Origin of the sequence: Streptomyces sp. cf386 (genome assembly GCF_900103585.1) — a bacterium.
Classification (GTDB): Bacteria; Actinomycetota; Actinomycetes; order Streptomycetales; family Streptomycetaceae; genus Streptomyces.
The window spans coordinates 221226-241700 of the sequence record NZ_FNHV01000004.1; the positions used below are offsets into that span (position 1 = coordinate 221226).

Sequence of the window (20475 nt, forward strand, 5' to 3'; positions counted from 1 at the left end):
GGCCGAAGGGAGTTGAGGCTGCGCCGGCGGGGTCGGCGGGTGCCGGGCACTACTGCGGGGGGAGTAGTCGGGAGGCCGTCCACAGGGGTGACGTCACTGTCGGTGGGGCGGTCTAGTGTGCGGGCATGAGGGGGAATCGGATCACACGCGGGCTGCTCGTCGACGCGGCCCTCGCGGTCGTGGTCGGCGTGATCGTCGTGCTCGTCGCCCGGGCGGACGGCCGTGCGGGGGCGCTCGACCTCGCGTTGATCGCGGCCGGTTCGCTGGCCCTGGCCGCGCACCGCACCGCTCCGCGCGTCGTGCTCGCGATCACCACCGGCTGCCTGCTCGCCGCAGTCATCCACGCGGGTCCCGCCACCATCATGGCCGTCCCCGTCGTCGGCGCGGTGCACACGGCGGGGCGGACCGGGTACCGGGGTACGGCCGCGGCGGGCGCCGCCGTCTTCCTCGGCGGGTATGTGGCGGCGGGCTCGGCGAGCGCGGAGATCGCCCGGGAGGCGCTGCTCCTCGCCGGCTGGTTCCTGTGCGCGGTGGTGACGGGGCTGGCCGACAGCAACTGGCAGGCGTATCTGCGCCAGACCGAACAGCGCGCCCTGGAGGCCGAACGCACCCGGGAGGAGGCGGCCTTGCGCCGGGCGGGCGAGGAACGCCTGCGTATAGCCCGCGAGTTGCACGACTCGCTCACCCACAGCATCTCGATCGTCAAACTCCAGGCGGGCGTCGCCGTGCACCTGGCCCGCAAACGCGGCGAGGAGATACCGCCCGCGCTGCTCGCCATCCAGGAGGCGAGCGGCGAGGCGATGCGCGAACTGCGCGCCACGCTGGAGGTGCTGCGCACGGACGAGCCGACCGGCACCCCCGCGCTGCTCGTGGAGCGGGCCCGGGCGGCCGGACTCGCGGTCGAGCTGACGGTGACGGGGAAGGAGCGGCCACTGGCGGCGACGGTCGACCGGGCGACGTACCGCATCGTCCAGGAAGCCCTGACGAACGCTGCGCGTCACGCGGGGCCGGCGAAGGTGGCCGTGCAACTGACGTACGGGGAGGGTGAGTTGCTGATACGAGTCGAGGACGACGGCACGGCCGACCCATCCAGTCCGCCCACCCCCGGCATCGGCCTCACCGGCATGCGCGAACGCGTCACGGCCCTTGGCGGCACACTGGATGCCGGCCCGCGCGCGGAGGGCGGATTCGCGGTGCGGGCGAGGCTGCCGTTGGGGGAAGCGGGATGAGGGCGGGGGCGACGGGATGACGGACGGCGTGATCAGGGTGGCGCTCGTCGACGACCAGGCGCTGATGCGGGCCGGCTTCCGTGCCCTGCTGGACGCCGAGGACGGCATCGAAGTGGTCGGCGAGGCGGCGGACGGGGAGCGGGGCCTGGAGCTCATCCGCGCGCAGGTTCCCGACATCGCGCTGATCGACGTACAGATGCCGGTGATGACGGGCATCGAGGCGACCCGCCGTATCGCCGCGGACCCGGCGCTGGTGCCCGTCCGTGTGGTGATCCTGACGAACTACGGCCACGACGAGTATGTCTTCGAGGCCCTGCGCGCCGGCGCGAGCGGTTTTCTGCTGAAGGACACCGAACCGGCCGACCTGCTCCAGGCGATCGAGGTGGTGGCACGCGGGGAGGCGCTGCTGTCCCCGTCGGTCACCCGCACACTCATCGGCGAGTTCGTGTCGAGGCCACCGGACCGGGCCACCGCTCCCGGCCTGGAGGGCCTGACGCGCCGCGAACGCGAGGTGACGGCGCTGGCGGCGCGGGGCCTGACGAACGAGGAGATCGCCGAGCACATGGTGATCAGCCCGTTCACGGCGAAGACCCACATCAGCAGGGCGATGACCAAGCTGGGGGCGCGGGACCGGGCCCAACTGGTCGTGTTCGCCTATGAGTCGGGGCTGGTGGCTCCACGGAGTCCGGACGCGTCGGTGTCCTGAGCCTGACAGCGCCCTGCTCCTCGGAGCACACGTGATGCGCTGCCCCTATAGCCTGTATACAAGCGTGTATGCGGAAGGGTCGGCAAGGATCGGCGAGGAGTTCCATGGCCCGGGCGACTGGCAAGAGCGAAGCGGTCTACGAGCGGCTGAAGGGCGACATCGAGTCGCTGCGGCTGCGTCCGGGGGCCAGGCTGAGCGAGGTCCAGCTGGGGGAGGAACTGGGTGCCTCGCGCACGCCGGTGCGGGAGGCGATCCGGCGGCTGGCGCGGGAGGGGCTGGTCGACTTCGCGCCCGGTGAGGTGGCCAGGGTGGCGGCGATCTCGCTGGGCGGGGTGCGGGCGCTGTTCGAGTTCCGGATGCTGCTGGAACCGGAGGCCGTCGCGTCGGTGGCGGCGGCGGGGGTGGCCGACGGGCGGGTGCTGGTGCCGTTCGGTGAACTGCTCGCGCGGCTGGAGGAGTTCGACGAATCCTTCCGTGCGCTGGACGCCGCTGACCAGGCGCGCTCGTACCAGGACCTCTACGACATCTCCGAGGGCTTCGACCGGGCGGTCATCACCGCGTGCCGCAATCCGTACCTCGCCCGCACGATCGGCGACCTGCGCAGCCAGACCGTACGGCTGCGCCACCTCTCGCACAGCGGACCGCGCCGTATGCGCACGTCGCTGGAGGAGCACCGTGCGATGCTCCAGGCGATCACACAGGGGGACGCCCAGGCGGCGGAGGCGGCCTGCCGCCACCATCTGGCGCAGACCCTGCAGGCCCTCATCGACAGCCTGACCGGGCAGGACCTCGCGATGGGCGCGCATGTGCAGGTGGACGTCGCCCGTTGAGCAGGGGCGGCGCTGTACGACGGTTTGTCGGCGCGGCGGCAGGGAAGAAGGGGCGCAGGTGATCGACCGGCCGTAGTGCGGAAACAGCGAGATGAGAGGCCCTTGAGCGCGGTGTGGGTCGCGCAGGGCCCAGGCCGAGCACCAATCCCGGGCAACCAGGCTCTAGGTTCTTCGCCGGCTGCGGCGCCGCAGGCGCCCGACACCCTCGCGCTCGGTGAAGCCTTGGGCGTGCTGCATTCCTCTGCTTGGCTCCTTCCCGGAAGGCTGCGGTCCCGCCGGTCTGTAACAGCGTCTCGGCGCAGATATTCTTGCGAAGGAGGAACTCGTTCGCCTCCTTCGGGTTGTCCGGAATGATGTAGTCAGCATCGAGGTCAGGAAGGTCTCGCTCTGGCACACTGGCGGTGTGGAGTTCTCGGACGGTGTTCCCCGTGTTGAGATGCTCCCGGATTCGCTTCCAGCGCGAAGGGCGAAGCTGCACTGTGCGGAGAGCCAGCACGAGGTCGAGTGGCTGCCCGTCTTCCTCGCCGACGCCTACGGTCGGAGCGGTACGCATCGGCAGGTAGACCAACGATCGCGGCGACCGGGCTGCGAGCAGCCGCAAGGTGCCAATGCGCCTGCCGTCCGTTCGGTCCACATGCATCTCGTCATGGCTGTGAGCCTTGTAAAGTGCCCCGTTCCTCAGCGGTCTAGGCGGCCGAATCACACGGCCCAGTCGGTCATGCTGGTGAGTTCGTCTTCGCTCAGGCATCGGCTCAGACGCAGGTTGTCCGAGGTCGGTGCTCCCGCTGTTGGAGGACGCCCTTACGACCCCTGCGAAGGTCAACAGAGCAGTTCCAGAAGCCACGCGAGTTCAGAAACAAGCACGGACAGGCGCCATACGCGACTGTTGGCCGCGCACTTCAACGGCAAACCAGCAGAGAACTTAATTCGTGCCGGATCCGCACTCAAAGTGCAATTTGCGGCACTCCTCAAGAGCTATGACGGCTGAGCCGGCAAGCAGATTGGGCGCTTCATAAATGGCAATCACATACCTGGTTCTTGGAACTGCCCCGGCGGAGGAGGAGTTCGTCGACCTCATTGATGACTCGTTGGGCGACCTCGACGACGCCCTTGGAGTCGACCTCACATATGTCGACCTCCAGGATCGCGGCGAGCATCTCCTGGTTCATGTCTACGAGGCGCCGGACAACGAGGTTCGGGTCTCTGTAGTGAAGGACGACAGGACGCCTGTCGGCTATCTGGCCGTCGAAGCTCCGACCCAGGAGCTCCTGGACAATGTTTCGACATTCCTTCGTGACCGGCTTCCAGTGCAGGATCTAGAGACCCTCCGGTCCTCGGCTCGTCGCGATATTCCCGAGAATCCAGGTGCACTGGTAAAGCTTGCGATTGCATCCGATGAACCCGACGAGACGACAGAGGGAATCATTCGGGATGCGTTGAAGAGCGATGACCCGTCCGTACTTAGCGCTGCGGTCGAGGCGGCCGGCCTGACGCGCTGGCCATCTTTTGCAGGCGTGCTCGCCGATTACTACGCGCAGCACCCTGACAGGGAGATCAGGGAATTGTCGGGCAGGGCTTTGAACGCTCTCGTTATGGGCAATCCGTCGCGTTCTTGAAATCGTTCAGCCGCAGCGCTAAGGCGGAATGGAAGGGGAATTCGTGTCACCCAGAATCCATCGCGCTGCAACCGGCCTCCCGCGAAGGAAAACGGGACTGAGCGTCATGGCGGTGGTGACCACCACCGCCTCCCGGATCCCCGCCGCACGGCTCGGGTCCGGAACGATTTTTCCCATCGCCACCGCGATGCCGTCAGCGAAACCGTCGATGCCCGCGGCAATGCTCACCGCACGACCTCGCCCGGTCCATCCCGAGGCGCTCGTTCGAGTCCTGACCTGGGCTGACGCTCAACGGACCTTTGCAAGCAGGTACTCAGCGCGGGCGACATCTCTCTGGCCCCGCCCGGAGTGAGGTCAGAGCGGTGTCGCCGCGTGCAGGATCAGCACCATCGTCACCGCGGAGTTGGCGGACGACATGGCGGACACAGCCGCCCCGGCCGCCGCTGCCCCGGCGGCCGCACCCACCGCACTGAACACCGAGGGCCAACTGCGCGTCACCGGCGCGGGGCCCAGCAGCGCCGCCACCCGGCGGGGCACCGGCCCCGGAGCAGCGAAACCCGCGAGGGTGGGAATCGGCGTACCGCGGGAGACAAGCGCCGCCCTCCCGATCGCAGAGGCCACGGTCCTGCGGTCACCTACGACACGGGCCGCTTCCTCGTCAGCCCACCGCTCCGTCGTGTACGACACCGCGGTACGCAGGGGCCGCAGGAAGGGGTTGGTATGTGCGGACAACTGCACGACCAGCAGGAACCGGTGATGACGGGCCGCCAGGTGTGCCCGCTCGTGGGCGAACAGGGCGCGGTGTTCGGCGGGGCGAAGGCCGGCGGGGAGGGCTGTGGTCACCACGATCCGGCCCCGAGCACCCGCGCCGGGCAGGGCGTAGGCGTACGGCATCTCGTCGGGCAGGACGGCGACCTCCGTGCCGGGCAGCCCGGCGAGCGCCCGGTGGGCACGGCGCCGTACCCGACCGTGCCGCCACACTCGGACTCCGCTCAGCCGCTCCCGACCAGCGGCCGTGGGCCGCCACCGCCGAGTCCTCCCGCCCATTCCGCCCGGTGACCCACACCTCGACGTAGCGCGTGCCGCTCGCCGCGTGGCGTTCACGCACCGTCGTCACACCCTCTCGGCGCACGGGACGATCGCCTCCTGCCCTCCCTGCCGGGCGGTTACCAGCCTTCTCCTCGGCGACGACTCGGGCGCCGTACGGCGTGGGGGCGGCCGCGTCGGCGTCGGACACCGCCGGCAACAGGAAGAGGTCCGCGATCACTAGGGCGACGAGTAGACGTAAGCGTGCGGGGCTCCACGGCATGGCGAGATCTCCTTCCGTCCAAGGGTGTTTATGTGGGCCGTCGTCATGCGTCTCGGCTGCGCAGTGTTGCGGCCGCGAGCAGGAGCAGCGCCGCTGTGTACCCGGTGACCAGGAGCAGCGACGGCCAAGGGCCCAGGCTGCCGACCGTCTCCGCTGTGGCGTCTGAGGTCTGGGTGAGTTCGCGGCCGGCACCCTCATCCGTCATTCCCCGGGCGCCGTCACCAAGGTCATCGGCGTGCTTCTCCTCCCGTCCCTCCTTTCTGCAGTGCGGCCGTCGGCGTGAACCCGGCGACTCAGCGCTGGGCATCACGGTGAGAGCCGGTTGGGCCTGGACCAAGTGCCTTGTCCCACCCGTGAGTCGGCGGGGATCATGACGGGGTGCAGCACCGAGAGGAACTCCACGAACTACTCGCACGTGCCGGACTCACGGTCGTCGAGGACGTGCGCCCGGGCAGCCTGTTCCCGCCGGAGGCAGGCTGGCGGGTCGCGCGGGGGATCGCGGCGCCGGACGGCGTGGCCCTGCAAGCTCTCGATGCCGCGTGGTGGCGCCGTCTTTGCGATCCCGACGGCGAGTTCCTGGTGGCCGTCCTCGGGCATCGGATCGGCGGCAATGACTCCTGGTGGACCCGAGTCCGGAACGCCGGGAGCGGCGTGCCGGAGTTGACCGGCGACCCCGGGTTCGTGGCCCTCTCCCTCGACGGGCAGGTGCTGCTGGCGGCGGTGCCCGGCGCGGGCGGGCATCGGGTGACGGCCCTCGACCGACTGCCGGAGCGGCTGGAGGAAGCTGCCGAGGCCGCCGGGCTTGAGACGGAGGTCGAGCGCGCCGAGGTGTGGGCGGCGGTGCCCGGCCGGCCGGCATGGCCTTTGCACTGGGCGGAGGGGATCGGGTCCAATCCGGCCGCGCCGGACGAGCTGCTGATCCGGCTGATGGATGTGGAGGTTGGCTTCCTGCACGGCTGCGACCGGCCCGCCGTCCTCGACGCCGCCGTGGCGCATCCCGATCCGCGAGTGCGGTCAAGACCCGCGGACACCTTCCGGCCCAAGCTCACGTCCGATCAGTGGGTACGCCTGGTCCGCGCCGAGCCGTCGCCGAATCGACGCGTGCTCTGGGCGGAGCACGCCTGCGTCTGGGGCGCCGAACTCCCCGGGGACCTGTACGACGACCTCCTCGCCGGCCAGTCCCGCGCTCAGGCCGCCGAACTCCCGGGGCTCCCCGCACAGCACCTCCCTGGCCTCGCGGCCGACGCCGATCCCCGGGTGCGGGCGGCGGCCTGTGCCCGGTGGGAGGACCTGGCTGCGCCGCTGCGGGAGCGGCTGCTGGCCGACACCGACGACGCGGTGCGTACGGCGGCGCTGCTCGCCCACCACACCGGCCTACCCATGCCTCGCGAGGTTTTCGCCGTCCTGCCCGACCCGCGGCGAGCGCTCGAGCAATGCCGCTTCGTGCCCGAGTTGGAGGAAGAGCTGGTCAGGGACGGGGACGCGGAGGTACGTCGGGTGCTGGCCGCCAACCCGGGCCTGGTTGCGCACGGCGTCGCCGTGTTGGCGGAAGACCCCCAGGACGACATCCGCGCCGCGGTGGCGCTGCGCCCCGACCTCACCGAGGAGCAACGTGCCGCGGTGCGCCACGACTTCGACCCGACGCCGATGTCGCGCACTCTGCCCTGGGTCGAGGGTCTGCACGGCGACGTCGACGCGATGCGCCGCCTCGCCGCATCGTCCCACCCTCTGATCCGCCGTAGTGTGGCCCGAGCCCGGCACCTCCCACCGGATGTCGTCGAGCGTCTGGCGCGGGACGGGGACCGCGTGGTCCGCCTGTTCCTCGCCGAATCGTGCGAGGACGCGCCAGCCGAGATGCTCCTGGAGGTCTGGCGCTGGTGGGACGGCAGCTTCAGCCACCCCGACCGGCCCCGCAGCCACCCCAACTTCCCCCGTGCGGGCCTGCTGCGCTACATCGCCGACCCCAGCGGGCGGATGCGCCGCCTGGCCCTGGACGATCCGGAGTCGACACCGGCTCACGTCGCACACCTGGCCCGGGACCCCGAAGCCGAGGTGCGCCGCCGCGCGGCTGAGGACCCCAGGCTGTCACCGGCCGACGCGGTACAGCTGCTGAACGACCCGGAGGCCCACGTCCGCGGCACCGCGGTGCGCAATCCACGGCTGCCGGCCCAGGTCCTGGCCGGGCTGTTGCACGACCGCGACACGGCATGCGCAGCGGTCACCAACCCGGCGATCCCGGTTTCTGTCCTGCACCGCATCCTTACCGCGGCTGCGGCAGCCCCGCGCTGACTGACACCCCACACGGAGGCCGTGGCGGCCCGACGCTGAACTCCGGCACGCCTAGTACTCCAGCCGTAGATCGTGATCTCGATGGTGAGGGGCGTCGAGGCGGCAGGTGTCCAGCGTGGATCATCTCGCCCGAGACGCCCATGCCGTCGCGGGCGTCGGCTCCTTCTTCGTCTACCCGAGTTCACCGCGACGGAGGGCGTCCCTTATCTCGCTGAGCTTCGCGGTCGTTGCCGGGGTCCGCTCCTGTGCTTGTTCAGCGAGTCGGAGGGCATCGTCGATCTCGCTGAGCTTCCTGGAGGACAGGACGGCCGCCCGCTCTATCAGGTCATCACGGGACACGGTGGTCAGCCACGTGCACGGGGTGAAGCCTGGACGCGGGAACGCGAGCCTTAGCACGCCTTCGAACGGCAGTCCTTCACCGGCGCCCACCATCACTTCGATGCCCAGACCGCTGATGTCGACGCCCGCCGGAGCAACGACCTGCATCACCCGGATCCCGGACGTGTCCTCTCCCGACAGCAGTACGACCAACCTCCGCTCGTCGAACTGAACCCACCAGACTTCGCCACGTTGCACAAGTCCTCCAAATACAGGACGGCAGGCAGACGCTGCGCGACCCTGACGCGCTGTGGAGACGGGCGCGGCCACCGTTGATCATCGGTGTGTGAAGACAAACGATCATGCGGTGGCCGCAGGTCACAGCGTAGACCCTGCCCGCTGGCAGGAAGCGTTCGAGGGCCTGATGAGCCGGATAGCGGGACGGTTCACGCGGGTGGAATCCCGGCGCCGGGCCCGGAAGTTGGTACTCGGCCTGCTGTCCGACCTGCCGCGCAAGAACTGCTGGACCATCGACGAGTGGGCCGGGGACAAAACCCCGGACGGCATGCAGCACCTGCTCGGGCGGGCCAAGTGGGACGCCGACCAGGTCCGCGACGACGTGCGCGCCTACGTGGTCGAGCATTTGCACGACGACGAGGCAGTCCTGGTGGTCGACGAGACCGGCGACGTGAAGCAGGGCACCGACACTGTCGGTGCTCAGCGGCAGTACACCGGCACCGCGGGCAGGATCGAGAACGCGCAGGTCGCCGTCTATCTGGTCTACGCCGGCCGCCGCGGGCACGCCGCGGCGGACCGGGAACTGTACGTTCCGCGTTCCTGGACCTCCGACCCCGACCGCTGCCGGGCAGCCGGCCTTGGCGACAAGACGGAGTTCGCGACCAAGCCGGAGTTGGCCGCTCGCATGGTCACCCGGATTCCTCGACGCCGGCCACCGGGCCGCCTGGGTCGCGGGAGACGAGGTCTACGGCGGTAACCCGAGGCTGCGCGCCGCGCTGGAGGAACGTGGCACCGGCTACGTACTCGCGATGGCCTGCTCGCACGAAGTCACCACAGGCGCCGGGAAGTTCCGCGCCGACATGCCGGCCAGGAAGGTGCCCAAGAGAGCCTGGCAGAAGCTATCCGCAGGGGCTGCCAAGGGCCACCGCTTCTACGACTGGGCCGTCATCGACCTCACCGCCCCCAGCCCGGGAGCCGGCAGTTGCTGATCCGCCGCAACCGCAGCACCGGCGAACTCGCGTATTACCGCTGCTACTCGCCGGCCGCAGTGCCGCTGACCACCCTGGTGCGCGTCGCTGGATCAAGGTGGCGGGTCGAGGAGTTTTTCCAGTCCGGCAAAGGCTTGGCGGCCTTGGACGAGCACCAGGTCCGCCGCTACCCGTCTTGGTCCCGCTGGGTCACCCTGGCCATGCTGGCGCACGCCTTCCTCGCAGTCGTCCGCGCGAACGAACACGACCGTCATCCCTCACCCGACGAGCTGATACCGCTCACCTGCGACGAGATCCAACGACTGTTCATCACGCTTGTCATCCAACGCGCCTTTGACCCTGTCCACCGGCTTCGCTGGTCCGTCTGGCGACGCCGCCACCAGGCTCGATCCCAGACCAGCCACTACCGGCGACAAGCCGCTCAAGCATGAAGATCACGATCTACGGCCGGAGTACTAGCCGGCCACCCCTACTCCAATAGAGGCTTGAAACGCTATGCGCTTCATCTCCAAGACGTCGTTGGGCGGCGTGACCGAACAGCTCTTCAGCCTCGACGAGATCCCCGGCGTGCTGTGGACGCCGGAAGGCGCCCACGGCACTCGCCCCCTGATTCTTATGGGACACGGCGGCGGGCAACACAAGAAGGCCCCCGGCATCCTGGCCCGCGCCCATCGCTTCGCCGCCGAGGGCGGGTGCGCGGTCGCCGCGATCGACGTGCCCAACCACGGCGAGCGGCCGACGGACGAGGAGTTCGACCGGATCGCGACCGAGTACCGGGCGCATATGGCCGCCGGAGAGGATACGGCTGCGCTGGACACCACGATGTACACGCTCGTGGCCGGGCAGACCGTCGCGGAATGGCAGGCAGTCCTGACCGCAGTCCAGCAACTCGACCATATCGGCGGTGGACCGGTGGGCTATTGGGGCGTGTCGCTGGGCTGCGCGTTCGGGATACCGTTCGTCGCCGCAGAACCTCGAGTCCGCGCCGCGGTGCTGGGCCTGCAAGGGTCGCCCGCGCTGGCCGGGACCGCCGCGCAGATCACCGTGCCGGTGCAATTTCTGGTCCAGTGGGACGATGAGCAGATGCCCCGTGCACAGAGCCTGGCGTTGTTCGATGCCATCGGTTCAGCCGAGAAGACACTGCACGCCACCCCCGGCAAGCACGGAGATCTGCCGCGGTTCGAAATGGACGACTCGCTGCGATTCTTCGCCCGACATCTGGGCTGATACGCCTGTAGTCCACGCCGCCGACGAGCACCTACGCCGGATCTGCGCCGACCGTTTCCGGCTCATGAGATAGCGGGCCAGCCAGCTGGCCCGCTATCGTCCATTGCCTGGCGGATCAGGATCAGGCCATGATCGCCGAGCAGTTGGGACATAGCTCGGAAGGCCGCTAGCGAGGCCACTTTTCACAGATCGTTACTACGTTTGCCACTGCCGAGACGACTGCGGCCGCAGTGGGAATCCATCGTCGAATGTCTCGAATTCCCCAACGGCGACGTAGAGGCGCATTCTCTTCCTGGTTTTCCATAAGCCCTCCGCAGTGGATGTCGAACTGGCTCGGTTTAGATGGGTGACCCCCTTATCTCTGGCGGGATCGCCCTCAAGTCAGGAAGAGAGCCTAGGGAGCGGAGTGCCTCACGTCACTAGGGGAAGGAGCCTCTGACCTGCGAGCTTGCTAGCGCTCAGCGTACCTGGCGACATGGTGGGTGAGATGTAAATTGCCCCATAATGTCACATGCGGCGAGTCGTGAAATGTTGTATGCAGCGACGCGGAATGCTCCTGACCGGTCAACGTTTCCCCTCTTCGGATTCGGGGAATACTGGCAGGGCCACCTATGTTCCAATTCGCGCGGACGCCGCTCCGCCGCAATCCGAACCCGTAAACGAATTAGTTCGCCTATCGGTTCGAATTGTGGTCAGTGTTACGTGCTTGGGTGCTCCGAATAGGAGGTCGGCAGGGGGCGATGCCCTCGGTTCGTGAGGCGCGCCGTTCATCGAGAGTGGCAATTGCGCCGTACCCGTCGACTCCGCGTCCAGGTCGACTGAGACGATCCGCCCGGCGGAGCCGATCCCGATGATGGGCGCGAACTCCTCGGTGGCGGCCACCATCTCGCGCCTCTTGGGGTCCTACCTTCGCCGGTCTCATCGGGCTCGGCACATCGCCCGCCTGGTCAAGGCCCCGGTGGACAAGGCGATCGGTTGGGGCGGCATCGCGGCCCTCAGCTTCATGACGCTGTGCATCGCGCTGTTGAACGGGGTCATCATGCCGCTGACGACGTGATCCGCTGGAGGCACGGCCCTCTCATCGATCGCAGCGTCCGCTGACCGTGCCGCACACGCTGGGCCCGGCCCTTCCGTCGGAGGGCGGGACCCAGCAGTGTCAGAGTGCCCGACAGACATGCGGGACGGAGTCGAGCCTTGGCTGTTTCTTCCACCAGGATTCGTTCGATGTGAATCCGCTGTTCCGCCAGTGGCGAAGTCGGGCGTCCATGTGTTGCCGGCTCCTATGCGTCCCAGCGGCAGAGGAAAGATGGAGAGGGCGGCATCGGCGGGGAGGGCAGCCTGGGCGCGCTTGAGCGCCTCATAGACCCGTATCTCCTCGCGGGAGTCAAAAACGAATCCGGCGCGTCGCAGTTCCGGTTTCGGATCGGTGACACGCGCGGCGTGGTTCGTTGTGGTGTCGGCGGTGAGCCGCCCCTGAAGAGCTGACCTCCAGTCCGCGGCCACGTCTGGTAGCGCTCAGCGCTGGCCCGACATAGACAGAGTGCGCTTCGACGCCGTTCCGTTCAGCGATCGGCAGGAGGGCGTCCCGGATCCGCGCAAGCAAGTCCTCAGAGAACTGGTCCATAAGCCATCCGGGAACCAGAAGGCGGGCATCCATCCAGTCGCCGAACTTGTTGCCGGGAGACCACTCGATTCCTTCAACGTCCAGTAGAAGGACAACGAAGTACGGGAACACGATCGCCGCCAACACGTGGCACACCGAGATCTGGAAACCTGCCCTGGCCAGGGCAGGCGTCATCCCTCCGCGTGCCAACGGGGCGAAACCTTGGCAGTGGCAAGCGGCACCGAAGGACGGGTTCCATGTGTCGAGGTACACATACGCATCCCTCGTGCTGGAGGCAGGAGAGTCGGTCGTCACCCTCGCCAAGTGGTTGGGGCGTTCGTCGCCGACCATCACGCTCGATCACTACGCGCACTTCATGCCGGAGGCAGGGAAGAAGGGGCGCAGGGCGATCGATAGCCTGCTGGGGGAGCGGGCGAAGGAGAGCTGCGGTCCGAACTCCCCAGATTCTCCCCAGGTCCGATCCTGAGTGCAGATTCGACCGTCCGACGCGCGTAAACAGCGAGGTGAGAGCCCGTATGTTCACCACCCGGCCCACACTCCAGGGCACCTTCGGCATGGTGTCCTCCACCCACTGGCTGGCCTCGCAGTCGGCGATGGCCGTGCTGGAGGGCGGCGGGAACGCGTACGACGCGGCGGTGGCGGGTGCCTTCGTGCTGCATGTCGTCGAGCCGCACCTCAACGGGCCGGCCGGCGAGGTGCCCATCCTGCTCGCCCCGGCGGGCGGCGAGGTGCGGGTGCTGTGCGGACAGGGCGTCGCGCCGGCCGGGGCGACGGTCGCGCACTACCGGGGACTCGGGCTGGACCTCGTGCCCGGGACCGGGCCGCTGGCCGCCGCCGTGCCCGGCGCCTTCGACGCCTGGATGGTGCTGCTGCGGGACTACGGGAGCAGGACCCTCGCTGACGTGCTCAAGTACGCCATCGGATACGCCGAGCACGGGCACGCGCCCGTGGAGCGTGTCACCGAGACCGTCGAGACCGTGCGGGAGCTGTTCGAGACGGAGTGGACCTCGTCGGCGGAGCTGTATCTGCCGGGCGGGCAGGCACCCCGGCCCGGAGAACTGCTGCGCAATCCCGCCCTCGCCGCCACCTGGAAGCGACTGCTCGACGAGGTCGCCGGGGCCGGGGACCGGGTCGCGCAGATCGAGGCGGCGCGCGAGGTGTGGCGTACGGGGTTCATCGCCGAGGCGCTCGTACGGCAGGCCCGGCGGCCCACCATGGACACCAGCGGCGAGCGGCACTCCGGCACGCTCACGGCCGCCGACCTCACCGACTGGTCCGCGACCTACGAGGCGCCGGCGACGTACGACTGGAACGGCTGGACTGTCTGCAAGGCCGGGCCCTGGAGCCAGGGCCCGGTTCTCCTTCAACAGCTCGCGGTGCTCCCGCCCGAGCTGCCCCGGTACGGGTCCGCCGAGTACGTCCATCTGCTGATCGAGGGCTGCAAGCTGGCCATGGCCGACCGGGAGGCCTGGTACGGCGACGCGGCCGAGGTGCCGCTCGCCGAGCTGCTGTCGGACGAGTACAACGCGGCCCGGCGGGAGCTGGTCGGAGACAAGGCTTCGCATGAGCTGCGGCCCGGCGGCCCCGGTGGACGCGTCCCCCGGTTGTGCGCGCACGCGCGCGTGGTGGCCTCCGACGAGCCGGGCTTCGATGTGCTGGGCGTCGGGGAGCCGACCGTCGCCAAGCGCCCGACGTCCCCGGTGCCGGGCGAGCCGGACATCGCCGCCGACGGCGCCACGCGCGGGGACACCTGTCACCTCGACATCGTCGACCGCTGGGGCAACATGATCGCCGCCACCCCCAGCGGGGGCTGGCTGCAGTCCAACCCCGTCGTGCCCGAACTGGGCTTCCCGCTCGGCACCCGGCTCCAGATGGCCTGGCTGGAGGAGGGCCTGCCGAACTCCCTGACGCCGGGGCGGCGCCCCCGCACCACCCTCACCCCCTCCATAGCGCTGCGCGACGGCGTACCCGTCATGGCCTTCGGCACGCCTGGTGGGGATCAGCAGGACCAGTGGCAGCTGCACTTCCTCCTGGCGGTGGCGCTGCGTGCCCAGGTCCGTGGCGGCCTCGACCTCCAGGGCGCGATCGACGCCCCGAACTGGCACAACGACAGCTTCCCCGGCTCCTTCTACCCGCGCGGGATGCGGCCGGGGAGCGTGACCGTGGAGTCCCGGATGGACGCCGGGGTGGTGGAGGAGCTGCGGCGGCGTGGTCATGAGGTGACCGTCGGTGACGCCTGGTCGGAGGGTCGGCTGTGCGCGGTCGCGCGGGACCCGCGGACCGGTGTCCTGTCGGCGGCGGCCAACCCGCGCGGGATGCAGGGGTACGCGGTCGGGCGTTGAGGACAGGGCGGGCGGCCGGGGCTGGCGGACGGGTCTGGTGGACAGGGCGAGTGGACAGCGCTCGGCCCGCCTCTGACCTGCCGATATGCGCCCCTCGAATTCACGTCGATGCCATCCGGCGGCCATCGGGCCGGCGGGGATTGTCAGTGGGGCGTGCTCTCATGGAGGGGTGATCGACACCAACGAAACCATCGAAGAGTTTCTCGCACAGCACTCGGCCGACGTGGAGGAAGCGGTCCGCAAGGCGGCCGCGGCCGAGATCATGCCGCGCTTCCGGCAGCTCGCCGAGCACGAGGTGGACCAGAAGGCAGGACCGCACGACCTGGTGACCGACGCCGACCGGCTCGCCGAGCAGTACCTCACCGAAGCACTCGGCGCGCTCCTGCCCGGCTCGGTCGTGGTCGGCGAGGAGGCCGTGCACGCCGACCCGGCCGTGTACGAGGCGATACAGGGTGACGCCCCGGTCTGGATCGTCGACCCCGTCGACGGCACCCGCCAGTTCGTGCACGGGGACGAGGGCTTCTGCACGCTGGTCGCGCTCGCGCAGCGCGGCGTGCTGCTCGCCTCCTGGACCTTTGCCCCCGCCCGCGACCAACTGGCCACGGCGATCCGGGGCCGGGGCGCCTACCTCGACGGTCAGCGGCTGCACTCAGGCTCGCCGGAGCCCGGCCGGGCCCTCGAAGTCGCCACGTCCCACCCGGACTACACGACCGACGAGCAGAAGCGCGCCCTGCTGGGCCTGTGGACCGACGGCGTCGAGCCGCGCGCCTGCGGATCGGCCGGACTGGAGTATCTCGCCGTCGCCCGGGGCGAGTTGGACGCGACCGCGTTCAGCTGGGAGGCGGCATGGGACCACGCTGCGGGTCTCCTGCTGGTCGAGGAGGCGGGCGGCACGCACCTGACGCGCGCGGGAGAGCCGTTCCGTATCACCGGGGGCAACGCGCTGCCGTTCACCACGGCCCGGGACGAGGCGACGGCTCGGCGGGTGGTGGGACTGCTGGCAGCGGGAGCCTGATCGCCTGAGGGCACGGGCCGACGGGTTGTATCGCGGCTGCGGGGTCGTGGGGGCCGGTCGCGCCCACGCCCCCGCAGCCACATATCGTCACAGCCTCGCGCGCCTGACTGGGCCACCGCTCCCTGCGCTGTCAGTGGGGCGGCATATCCTGATCCTTCAGTGGCCGTCGGCTGACGAAGGAGTCCGAAGGTGCCGTCGATGCTCGATGCCGTCGTGGTGGGTGCGGGCCCGAACGGGCTGACCGCTGCTGTGGAGCTGGCCCGCCGCGGCTTCTCCGTGGCCGTGTTCGAGGCGCGCGACACGGTGGGCGGGGGAGCCCGTACGGAAGAGCTGACCCTGCCCGGCTTCCGCCACGACCCGTGCTCCGCCGCACACCCCCTCGGCATCAACTCACCCGCGTTCCGAGCGATGCCGCTCGACCGCTACGGCCTGGAGTGGCTGCACGCCGAGCTGCCGATGGCGCACCCGTTCGCCGACGGCGGCGCGGCCGTGCTGTCCCGGTCGGTCGCCGAGACCGCCGCCTCCTTCGGCCCACGCGACGCGGGCACGTACCGCAGGCTGGTCGAGCCGTTCCTGCCCAGGTGGGACACGCTCGCCCGGGACTTCATGTCGCTGCCTCTGACCGCCCTCCCGCGCGACCCGGTCACCCTCGCCCGTTTCGGCCTCGTCGGACTGCCCCCGTCGACCTGGCTGATGCGCCGCTTCCGGGACGAGCGGGCCAAGACCCTCTTCTCCGGCCTCGTCGCCCACGTCATGGGACCGCTCGGCGGCTTCGCCACCGGCGCCATCGGCCTGGTCTTCGCCCTCGCCGCGCACGCCCGCGGCTGGCCCCTGGCCCGCGGTGGCTCCCAGTCCATCTCCGACGCGCTCACCGCTTATCTCAAGGATCTCGGCGGTGCCGTCCACACCGACTACGAGGTCAAGAGGCTCGACGACCTGCCGCCCGCGCGCGCGTATGTCTTCGACACCTCACCCACCGCGCTGGCCCGTATCGCCGGCTTCGGCCGGTACTACGAGGGCTATCGCTACGGCGCCGCCGCCTTCAAGATCGACTACGCGCTGGACGGGCCGGTGCCGTGGACCGCGCCCGAGGCCCGGCGCGCGGGCACCGTGCAGGTCGGCGGGAGCAGCGCCGAGATCGACGCCGCGCTGCGCGCCGCGTCCAGGGAGGGACGGGCACCCGACAAGCCGTTCATGATCACGGTGCAGCCGAGCGTCGTCGACCCCACCAGGGCGCCCGAGGGCAAGCACGTCTTCTGGGCGTACGGCCATGTGCCGAACGGCTGGACCGGAGACCTCACGGACGCCCTGGAGCGTCAACTGGAGCGTTTCGCCCCGGGGTTCCGCGACCGCGTCCTCGCCCGCGCGACGGCGGGTCCGGCCGAACTCGCCGCCCGCAACGCCAATTACGTCGGCGGCGACATCGCCTCCGGCGCGGCCTCCGGACTCCAACTCCTGCTGCGCCCCAAGCTGTCCCTCTTCCCGTACCGCACCCCGCACCCCGCGGTCTACATCTGCTCGTCGGCGACCCCGCCCGGCCCGGGCGTCCACGGCATGTCGGGGCACAACGCGGCCAAGGCGGTGTGGCGGAGGCTGCGGCAGGAGCCGTGAGGCTGCCCAAACGACCTACGTCTACCGGTAGTTCAGGCCTCACGGTAAGGAAAATCTCTGTCTTCTTTGTCACTTCTCTTACCGGGGGGTAGGTACCTGAATGCTCAATGGCTTGCGAGTAGGGTGCGGCCATGAAAGATCGGAAAGCGGTTGTCCGCTGCGGATCCCGGTCTGCCGTGCGCCTCGCCGACCTCGCGCTGCTCGTCAGGGCGCCGGCCGCGCTGAGTGTCCCCGGTGACGTGATCGCGGGAGCAGCCGCCGCCGGACGCCCGCTGGGCGTTCGTACCCTCGGAGTGATCGGTTCCTCCGTGTGCCTCTACTGGGCCGGCATGGCCCTCAACGACTACGCCGACGCCACGGTTGACGCCGTCGAGCGGCCCGAGCGGCCGGTGCCGTCGGGGCGCGTGCCGCGCCGCACCGCTCTCGCCGTGGCCGGGGGGCTCACCGCGGCGGGGCTCGGGCTGGCTGCGGCGGCGGGTGGTCGGCGCAGTGTGGGCGCGGCGCTGCCTTTGGCGGGGCTGGTGTGGGCGTATGACCTGAAGCTCAAGTCCACCCCGGCGGGGGGCTTCGCCATGGCGGGGGCTCGGGTGCTGGATGTTGTGGCGGGAGCGGTCGTTCCCGGGCCGGGTGCCGGATCGGTTGGGGCTGCGTTGCGTCGGGCTGCCGTGCCTGCCGGGCTGGTCGGTGCGCATACCGGCACGTTGATGGCGCTCAGTCGCCATGAGATTTCCGGTGCGCCGGTGCGGATTCCGGCTACGACTCTTGCCGTGTCGGCGGCGACGGCGGTCGCGACGGCGGTTCCGGTTGTCCGAGCGGATGCCGGCAGTGCCGGGGACAGTCGTTTGCCGTCTGCTGCGCCGTCGTGGCTGGTCGCGCCCCGCGGCGGAGCCGCTAATCGACACAGCCCCGCGCCCCTTAGGGGCGTTGCCGTCGCCGCTCGTTCCAAGAAGGTCCGCACTGCCCTTACCGCCGTCGGCGCCCTCGCCTACCTCGGTACCTACGGGACCGCCCAGGCCCGGGCCGTGCAGGCGCCGTCGGCTGAGAACGTGCGGCGGGCCGTCGGTGCCGGAATCCTTGGGCTGATGCCCCTTCAGGCGGCGCTGACCGCGCGGGGCGGGGCACCGGCCGTCGCCGCGGTGCTCGGCGTTGTCCACCCCCTCGCGCGACGGCTGGCCCGGCGCATATCCCCCACCTGAGACCCACCACCTCCGTGTGAGGAACCGGCACCATGAGACCTCCCCCCACCCCCCTCAAGCAGCCCCTCAAGTTCGGCTACGGCACCAACGGCTTCACCCACCATCGCCTGGCCGACGTCCTGGTCGTCCTCGCCGATCTCGGCTACGACGGTGTCGCCCTCACCCTCGATCACAACCATCTCGACCCGTACGCCGACGACCTTCCCCGGCGCGTCACCGACCTCGCCCGCCAACTCGGGCGGCACGGCCTCGACGTCACGGTGGAGACGGGCGCGCCCTACTTCCTCGACCCGTGGGGCAAGCATCTGCCGACGCTGATGTCGGACGGCTCCGAGCTCAGGATCGACCTCCTGCGCCGCGCCCTGCGCATCGCGGCCGACCTCGGCTCGCCCACCGTCCACTTGTGCAGCGGCCCGGCGCCGGAGGGAGTGCCGGAGGGCGACGCGTGGAAGCGGCTCGCGGCCGGTGTCGGGACGGTGCTGGAGACGGCGGAGAAGTACGGGGTGGCGCTGGCCTTCGAGCCGGAGCCGTACATGTTCGTCGGCACCGTGGAGCGCTGTCTGCACCTGGCCCGACTGGTCGATGGGCACGAGCTGTTCGGGGTCACCCTGGACATCGGCCATGCGCACTGCGTGGAGGAACGCCCCGTGCTCGACTGCGTGCGCCAGGCGGCGCCGCTGCTGCGCAACGTGCAGATCGAGGACATGCGGCGCGGTATCCATCAGCACCTCGAGTTCGGCGCCGGCGAGATCGACTTCCCGCCCGTGCTGGCGGCCCTGCGCGAACTCGGTGACTGCGGTCTGGTCTCCGTGGAGATCCAGGGCGGCTCGCTCGACGCGCCCGACGTGGCCCGCCGCTCGATCGAGTTCCTGCGCGCGGCGGATCAGAGTGCCGTGGCCGATCAGCGAGCTGCGGTCGAACAGAGTGACGCTGTCGGTCAGCGATCCGCGGCCGGACAAAGTGCCGCGGCCGAACAGGCCGCCGCGACCGTGTAGATCGCCGCGGCCGAACAAGCCGCGCGGCCGTATCGACCCGCCGCCGTACAGACGCCGTACAGACACCGGTGGACGCCGTACAGACACCGCCCGGACTCCTCCTCCCAGCCCCCGCCTTTCTCCATTCAGCCCCCGCTTTCCTTCTTTCAGCCCAACCTCCTCTCCTCCCCCTCCTTTCTGCCCACCCCGTCCTCCTCCCTCCAGCCCAACCCCTCCCACCTCCCAGGAGGTTGCTCCCATGGCTGTCCCCTCCGCCCCACCCGCAGCCCCGCCGGACCCTCACACCGCCCTGGTCGCCGTACTGGACGACACGGCCCGCACGTGGCTGGACGAGAGCGTCGCCGAGGTCGCCGCCGCGCCCGCTGCCATGCGGCGTCTCTTCCCGGCTGCCCGCAGGCGCTGCGGACACGGCCGCCTCACCGACCACTGGACCGTGGACGAGGCCGCCCGCGCCGTCCTGCTCACCGCACTGCCCCTGCGCGACCAGGCTCTCGCCGACGAGGTCACCCGCCTCCACCGGCACGGCGACCCGGCCGAACAGCGCGCCGTCCTGCGCACCCTGCCGCTGCTCGACCTGGGCGACCTCGCCCTGCCGCTCATACGGGAGACCTTGCGCGGCAACGACACCACGCTGATCGAGGCCGCACTCGGCCCGTACGCCGCCGCGCACCTCCCGGACGACGAGTACCGCCAGGCCGTACTGAAGTGCGTCTTCTACGAGATCCCGCTCGACCGCGTCACCGGCCTCGACACCCGAGCCGACCGCGAACTGGCCCGTATGCTCGCCGACTTCGCCCATGAGCGAATCGTCGCGGGACGGGCCCTACCCCAGGACATCCTGCCCTTCGTCCGAGCCTTCCCGGACGTCGCCGGCGACCGCGCAGGACTCCAGCACGCACTCACGGACGTACTCACGGCCGTACTCAAGGAAGAGGGCTGACC

17 protein-coding genes and 2 pseudogenes are annotated in these 20475 nt (G+C 70.0%); 15 read left to right on the forward strand and 4 right to left on the reverse strand.

The window, feature by feature from the left end:
• The first annotated feature begins 125 nt into the window (after positions 1–125).
• From BLU79_RS12145 to BLU79_RS12165, 4 genes are all read left to right on the forward strand, one after another.
• Positions 126–1229 carry a sensor histidine kinase gene (locus tag BLU79_RS12145; RefSeq protein WP_093905711.1) on the forward strand — a complete coding sequence of 368 codons (1104 nt, stop codon included), beginning with the start codon at positions 126–128 and terminating at the stop codon, positions 1227–1229.
• Positions 1230–1245: 16 nt separating this feature from the next.
• Positions 1246–1935 (forward strand): response regulator, encoded by a 690-nt coding sequence (locus BLU79_RS12150; RefSeq protein WP_093905712.1) that lies wholly within the window; start codon positions 1246–1248, stop codon positions 1933–1935.
• Between the two features lie 104 nt (positions 1936–2039).
• Positions 2040–2765 carry a GntR family transcriptional regulator gene (locus BLU79_RS12155; RefSeq protein ID WP_093905713.1) on the forward strand — a complete coding sequence of 242 codons (726 nt, stop codon included), beginning with the start codon at positions 2040–2042 and terminating at the stop codon, positions 2763–2765.
• A gap of 1016 nt (positions 2766–3781) precedes the next feature.
• Positions 3782–4381: a hypothetical protein gene (locus BLU79_RS12165; protein WP_093905714.1), complete on the forward strand. Its 600-nt coding sequence runs from the start codon at positions 3782–3784 to the stop codon at positions 4379–4381.
• Between the two features lie 18 nt (positions 4382–4399).
• On the opposite strand, the gene BLU79_RS47850 is transcribed toward BLU79_RS12165, so the two are convergent.
• The 3 genes and pseudogenes from BLU79_RS47850 to BLU79_RS12175 all read right to left on the reverse strand — a co-directional run bounded on the left by BLU79_RS47850 (position 4400) and on the right by BLU79_RS12175 (position 5895).
• On the reverse strand, positions 4400–4609 hold the full coding sequence (locus tag BLU79_RS47850; protein WP_143052492.1) for a hypothetical protein: 210 nt from the start codon (positions 4607–4609) through the stop codon (positions 4400–4402).
• Between the two features lie 126 nt (positions 4610–4735).
• A pseudogene (locus BLU79_RS12170) lies at positions 4736–5362 on the reverse strand (M56 family metallopeptidase); the annotation flags it as partial.
• 371 nt (positions 5363–5733) lie between these two features.
• The gene (locus tag BLU79_RS12175) at positions 5734–5895 is read right to left on the reverse strand and encodes a hypothetical protein (protein WP_256333270.1); all 162 of its coding nucleotides are present in this window, start codon (positions 5893–5895) and stop codon (positions 5734–5736) included.
• A 173-nt stretch (positions 5896–6068) separates the two neighbouring features.
• Between BLU79_RS12175 and BLU79_RS12180 the strand changes: the two genes are divergently transcribed.
• Positions 6069–7979: a hypothetical protein gene (locus BLU79_RS12180; RefSeq protein ID WP_093905715.1), complete on the forward strand. Its 1911-nt coding sequence runs from the start codon at positions 6069–6071 to the stop codon at positions 7977–7979.
• A gap of 171 nt (positions 7980–8150) precedes the next feature.
• On the opposite strand, the gene BLU79_RS12185 is transcribed toward BLU79_RS12180, so the two are convergent.
• Complete coding sequence (locus tag BLU79_RS12185; protein ID WP_093905716.1) at positions 8151–8555, reverse strand: growth inhibitor PemK; 405 nt, start codon at positions 8553–8555, stop codon at positions 8151–8153.
• A 166-nt stretch (positions 8556–8721) separates the two neighbouring features.
• Here BLU79_RS12185 and BLU79_RS12190 point away from each other — a divergent pair.
• The 10 genes and pseudogenes from BLU79_RS12190 (at position 8722) to BLU79_RS12240 (ending at position 20473) form a co-directional block, all read left to right on the forward strand.
• Positions 8722–9954, forward strand: a pseudogene (locus BLU79_RS12190) (IS701 family transposase).
• Positions 9955–10018: 64 nt separating this feature from the next.
• On the forward strand, positions 10019–10750 hold the full coding sequence (locus BLU79_RS12195; protein ID WP_093905717.1) for a dienelactone hydrolase family protein: 732 nt from the start codon (positions 10019–10021) through the stop codon (positions 10748–10750).
• Positions 10751–11600: 850 nt separating this feature from the next.
• Entirely contained in the window at positions 11601–11807 is a 207-nt protein-coding gene (locus BLU79_RS12205; RefSeq protein WP_143052493.1) for a hypothetical protein, read from the forward strand.
• An 832-nt stretch (positions 11808–12639) separates the two neighbouring features.
• A complete protein-coding gene (locus BLU79_RS12210) occupies positions 12640–12840 on the forward strand; it encodes an integrase (protein WP_256333271.1) in 201 nt (66 codons plus the stop codon).
• Positions 12841–12889: 49 nt separating this feature from the next.
• Positions 12890–14716, forward strand: a complete 1827-nt coding sequence (locus tag BLU79_RS12215; protein WP_093905721.1) for a gamma-glutamyltransferase family protein — start codon at positions 12890–12892, stop codon at positions 14714–14716.
• Between the two features lie 169 nt (positions 14717–14885).
• Positions 14886–15731, forward strand: coding sequence for an inositol monophosphatase family protein (locus tag BLU79_RS12220; RefSeq protein WP_093905722.1), 846 nt, complete (start codon positions 14886–14888; stop codon positions 15729–15731).
• 198 nt (positions 15732–15929) lie between these two features.
• Complete coding sequence (locus tag BLU79_RS12225; RefSeq protein WP_093906025.1) at positions 15930–17342, forward strand: phytoene desaturase family protein; 1413 nt, start codon at positions 15930–15932, stop codon at positions 17340–17342.
• 176 nt (positions 17343–17518) lie between these two features.
• The gene (locus tag BLU79_RS12230; protein ID WP_093905723.1) at positions 17519–18538 is read left to right on the forward strand and encodes an SCO3242 family prenyltransferase; all 1020 of its coding nucleotides are present in this window, start codon (positions 17519–17521) and stop codon (positions 18536–18538) included.
• A 32-nt stretch (positions 18539–18570) separates the two neighbouring features.
• Positions 18571–19533, forward strand: coding sequence for a sugar phosphate isomerase/epimerase family protein (locus tag BLU79_RS12235; protein WP_093905724.1), 963 nt, complete (start codon positions 18571–18573; stop codon positions 19531–19533).
• 238 nt (positions 19534–19771) lie between these two features.
• On the forward strand, positions 19772–20473 hold the full coding sequence (locus BLU79_RS12240; RefSeq protein WP_177000991.1) for an EboA domain-containing protein: 702 nt from the start codon (positions 19772–19774) through the stop codon (positions 20471–20473).
• The last annotated feature ends 2 nt before the right edge of the window (positions 20474–20475 follow it).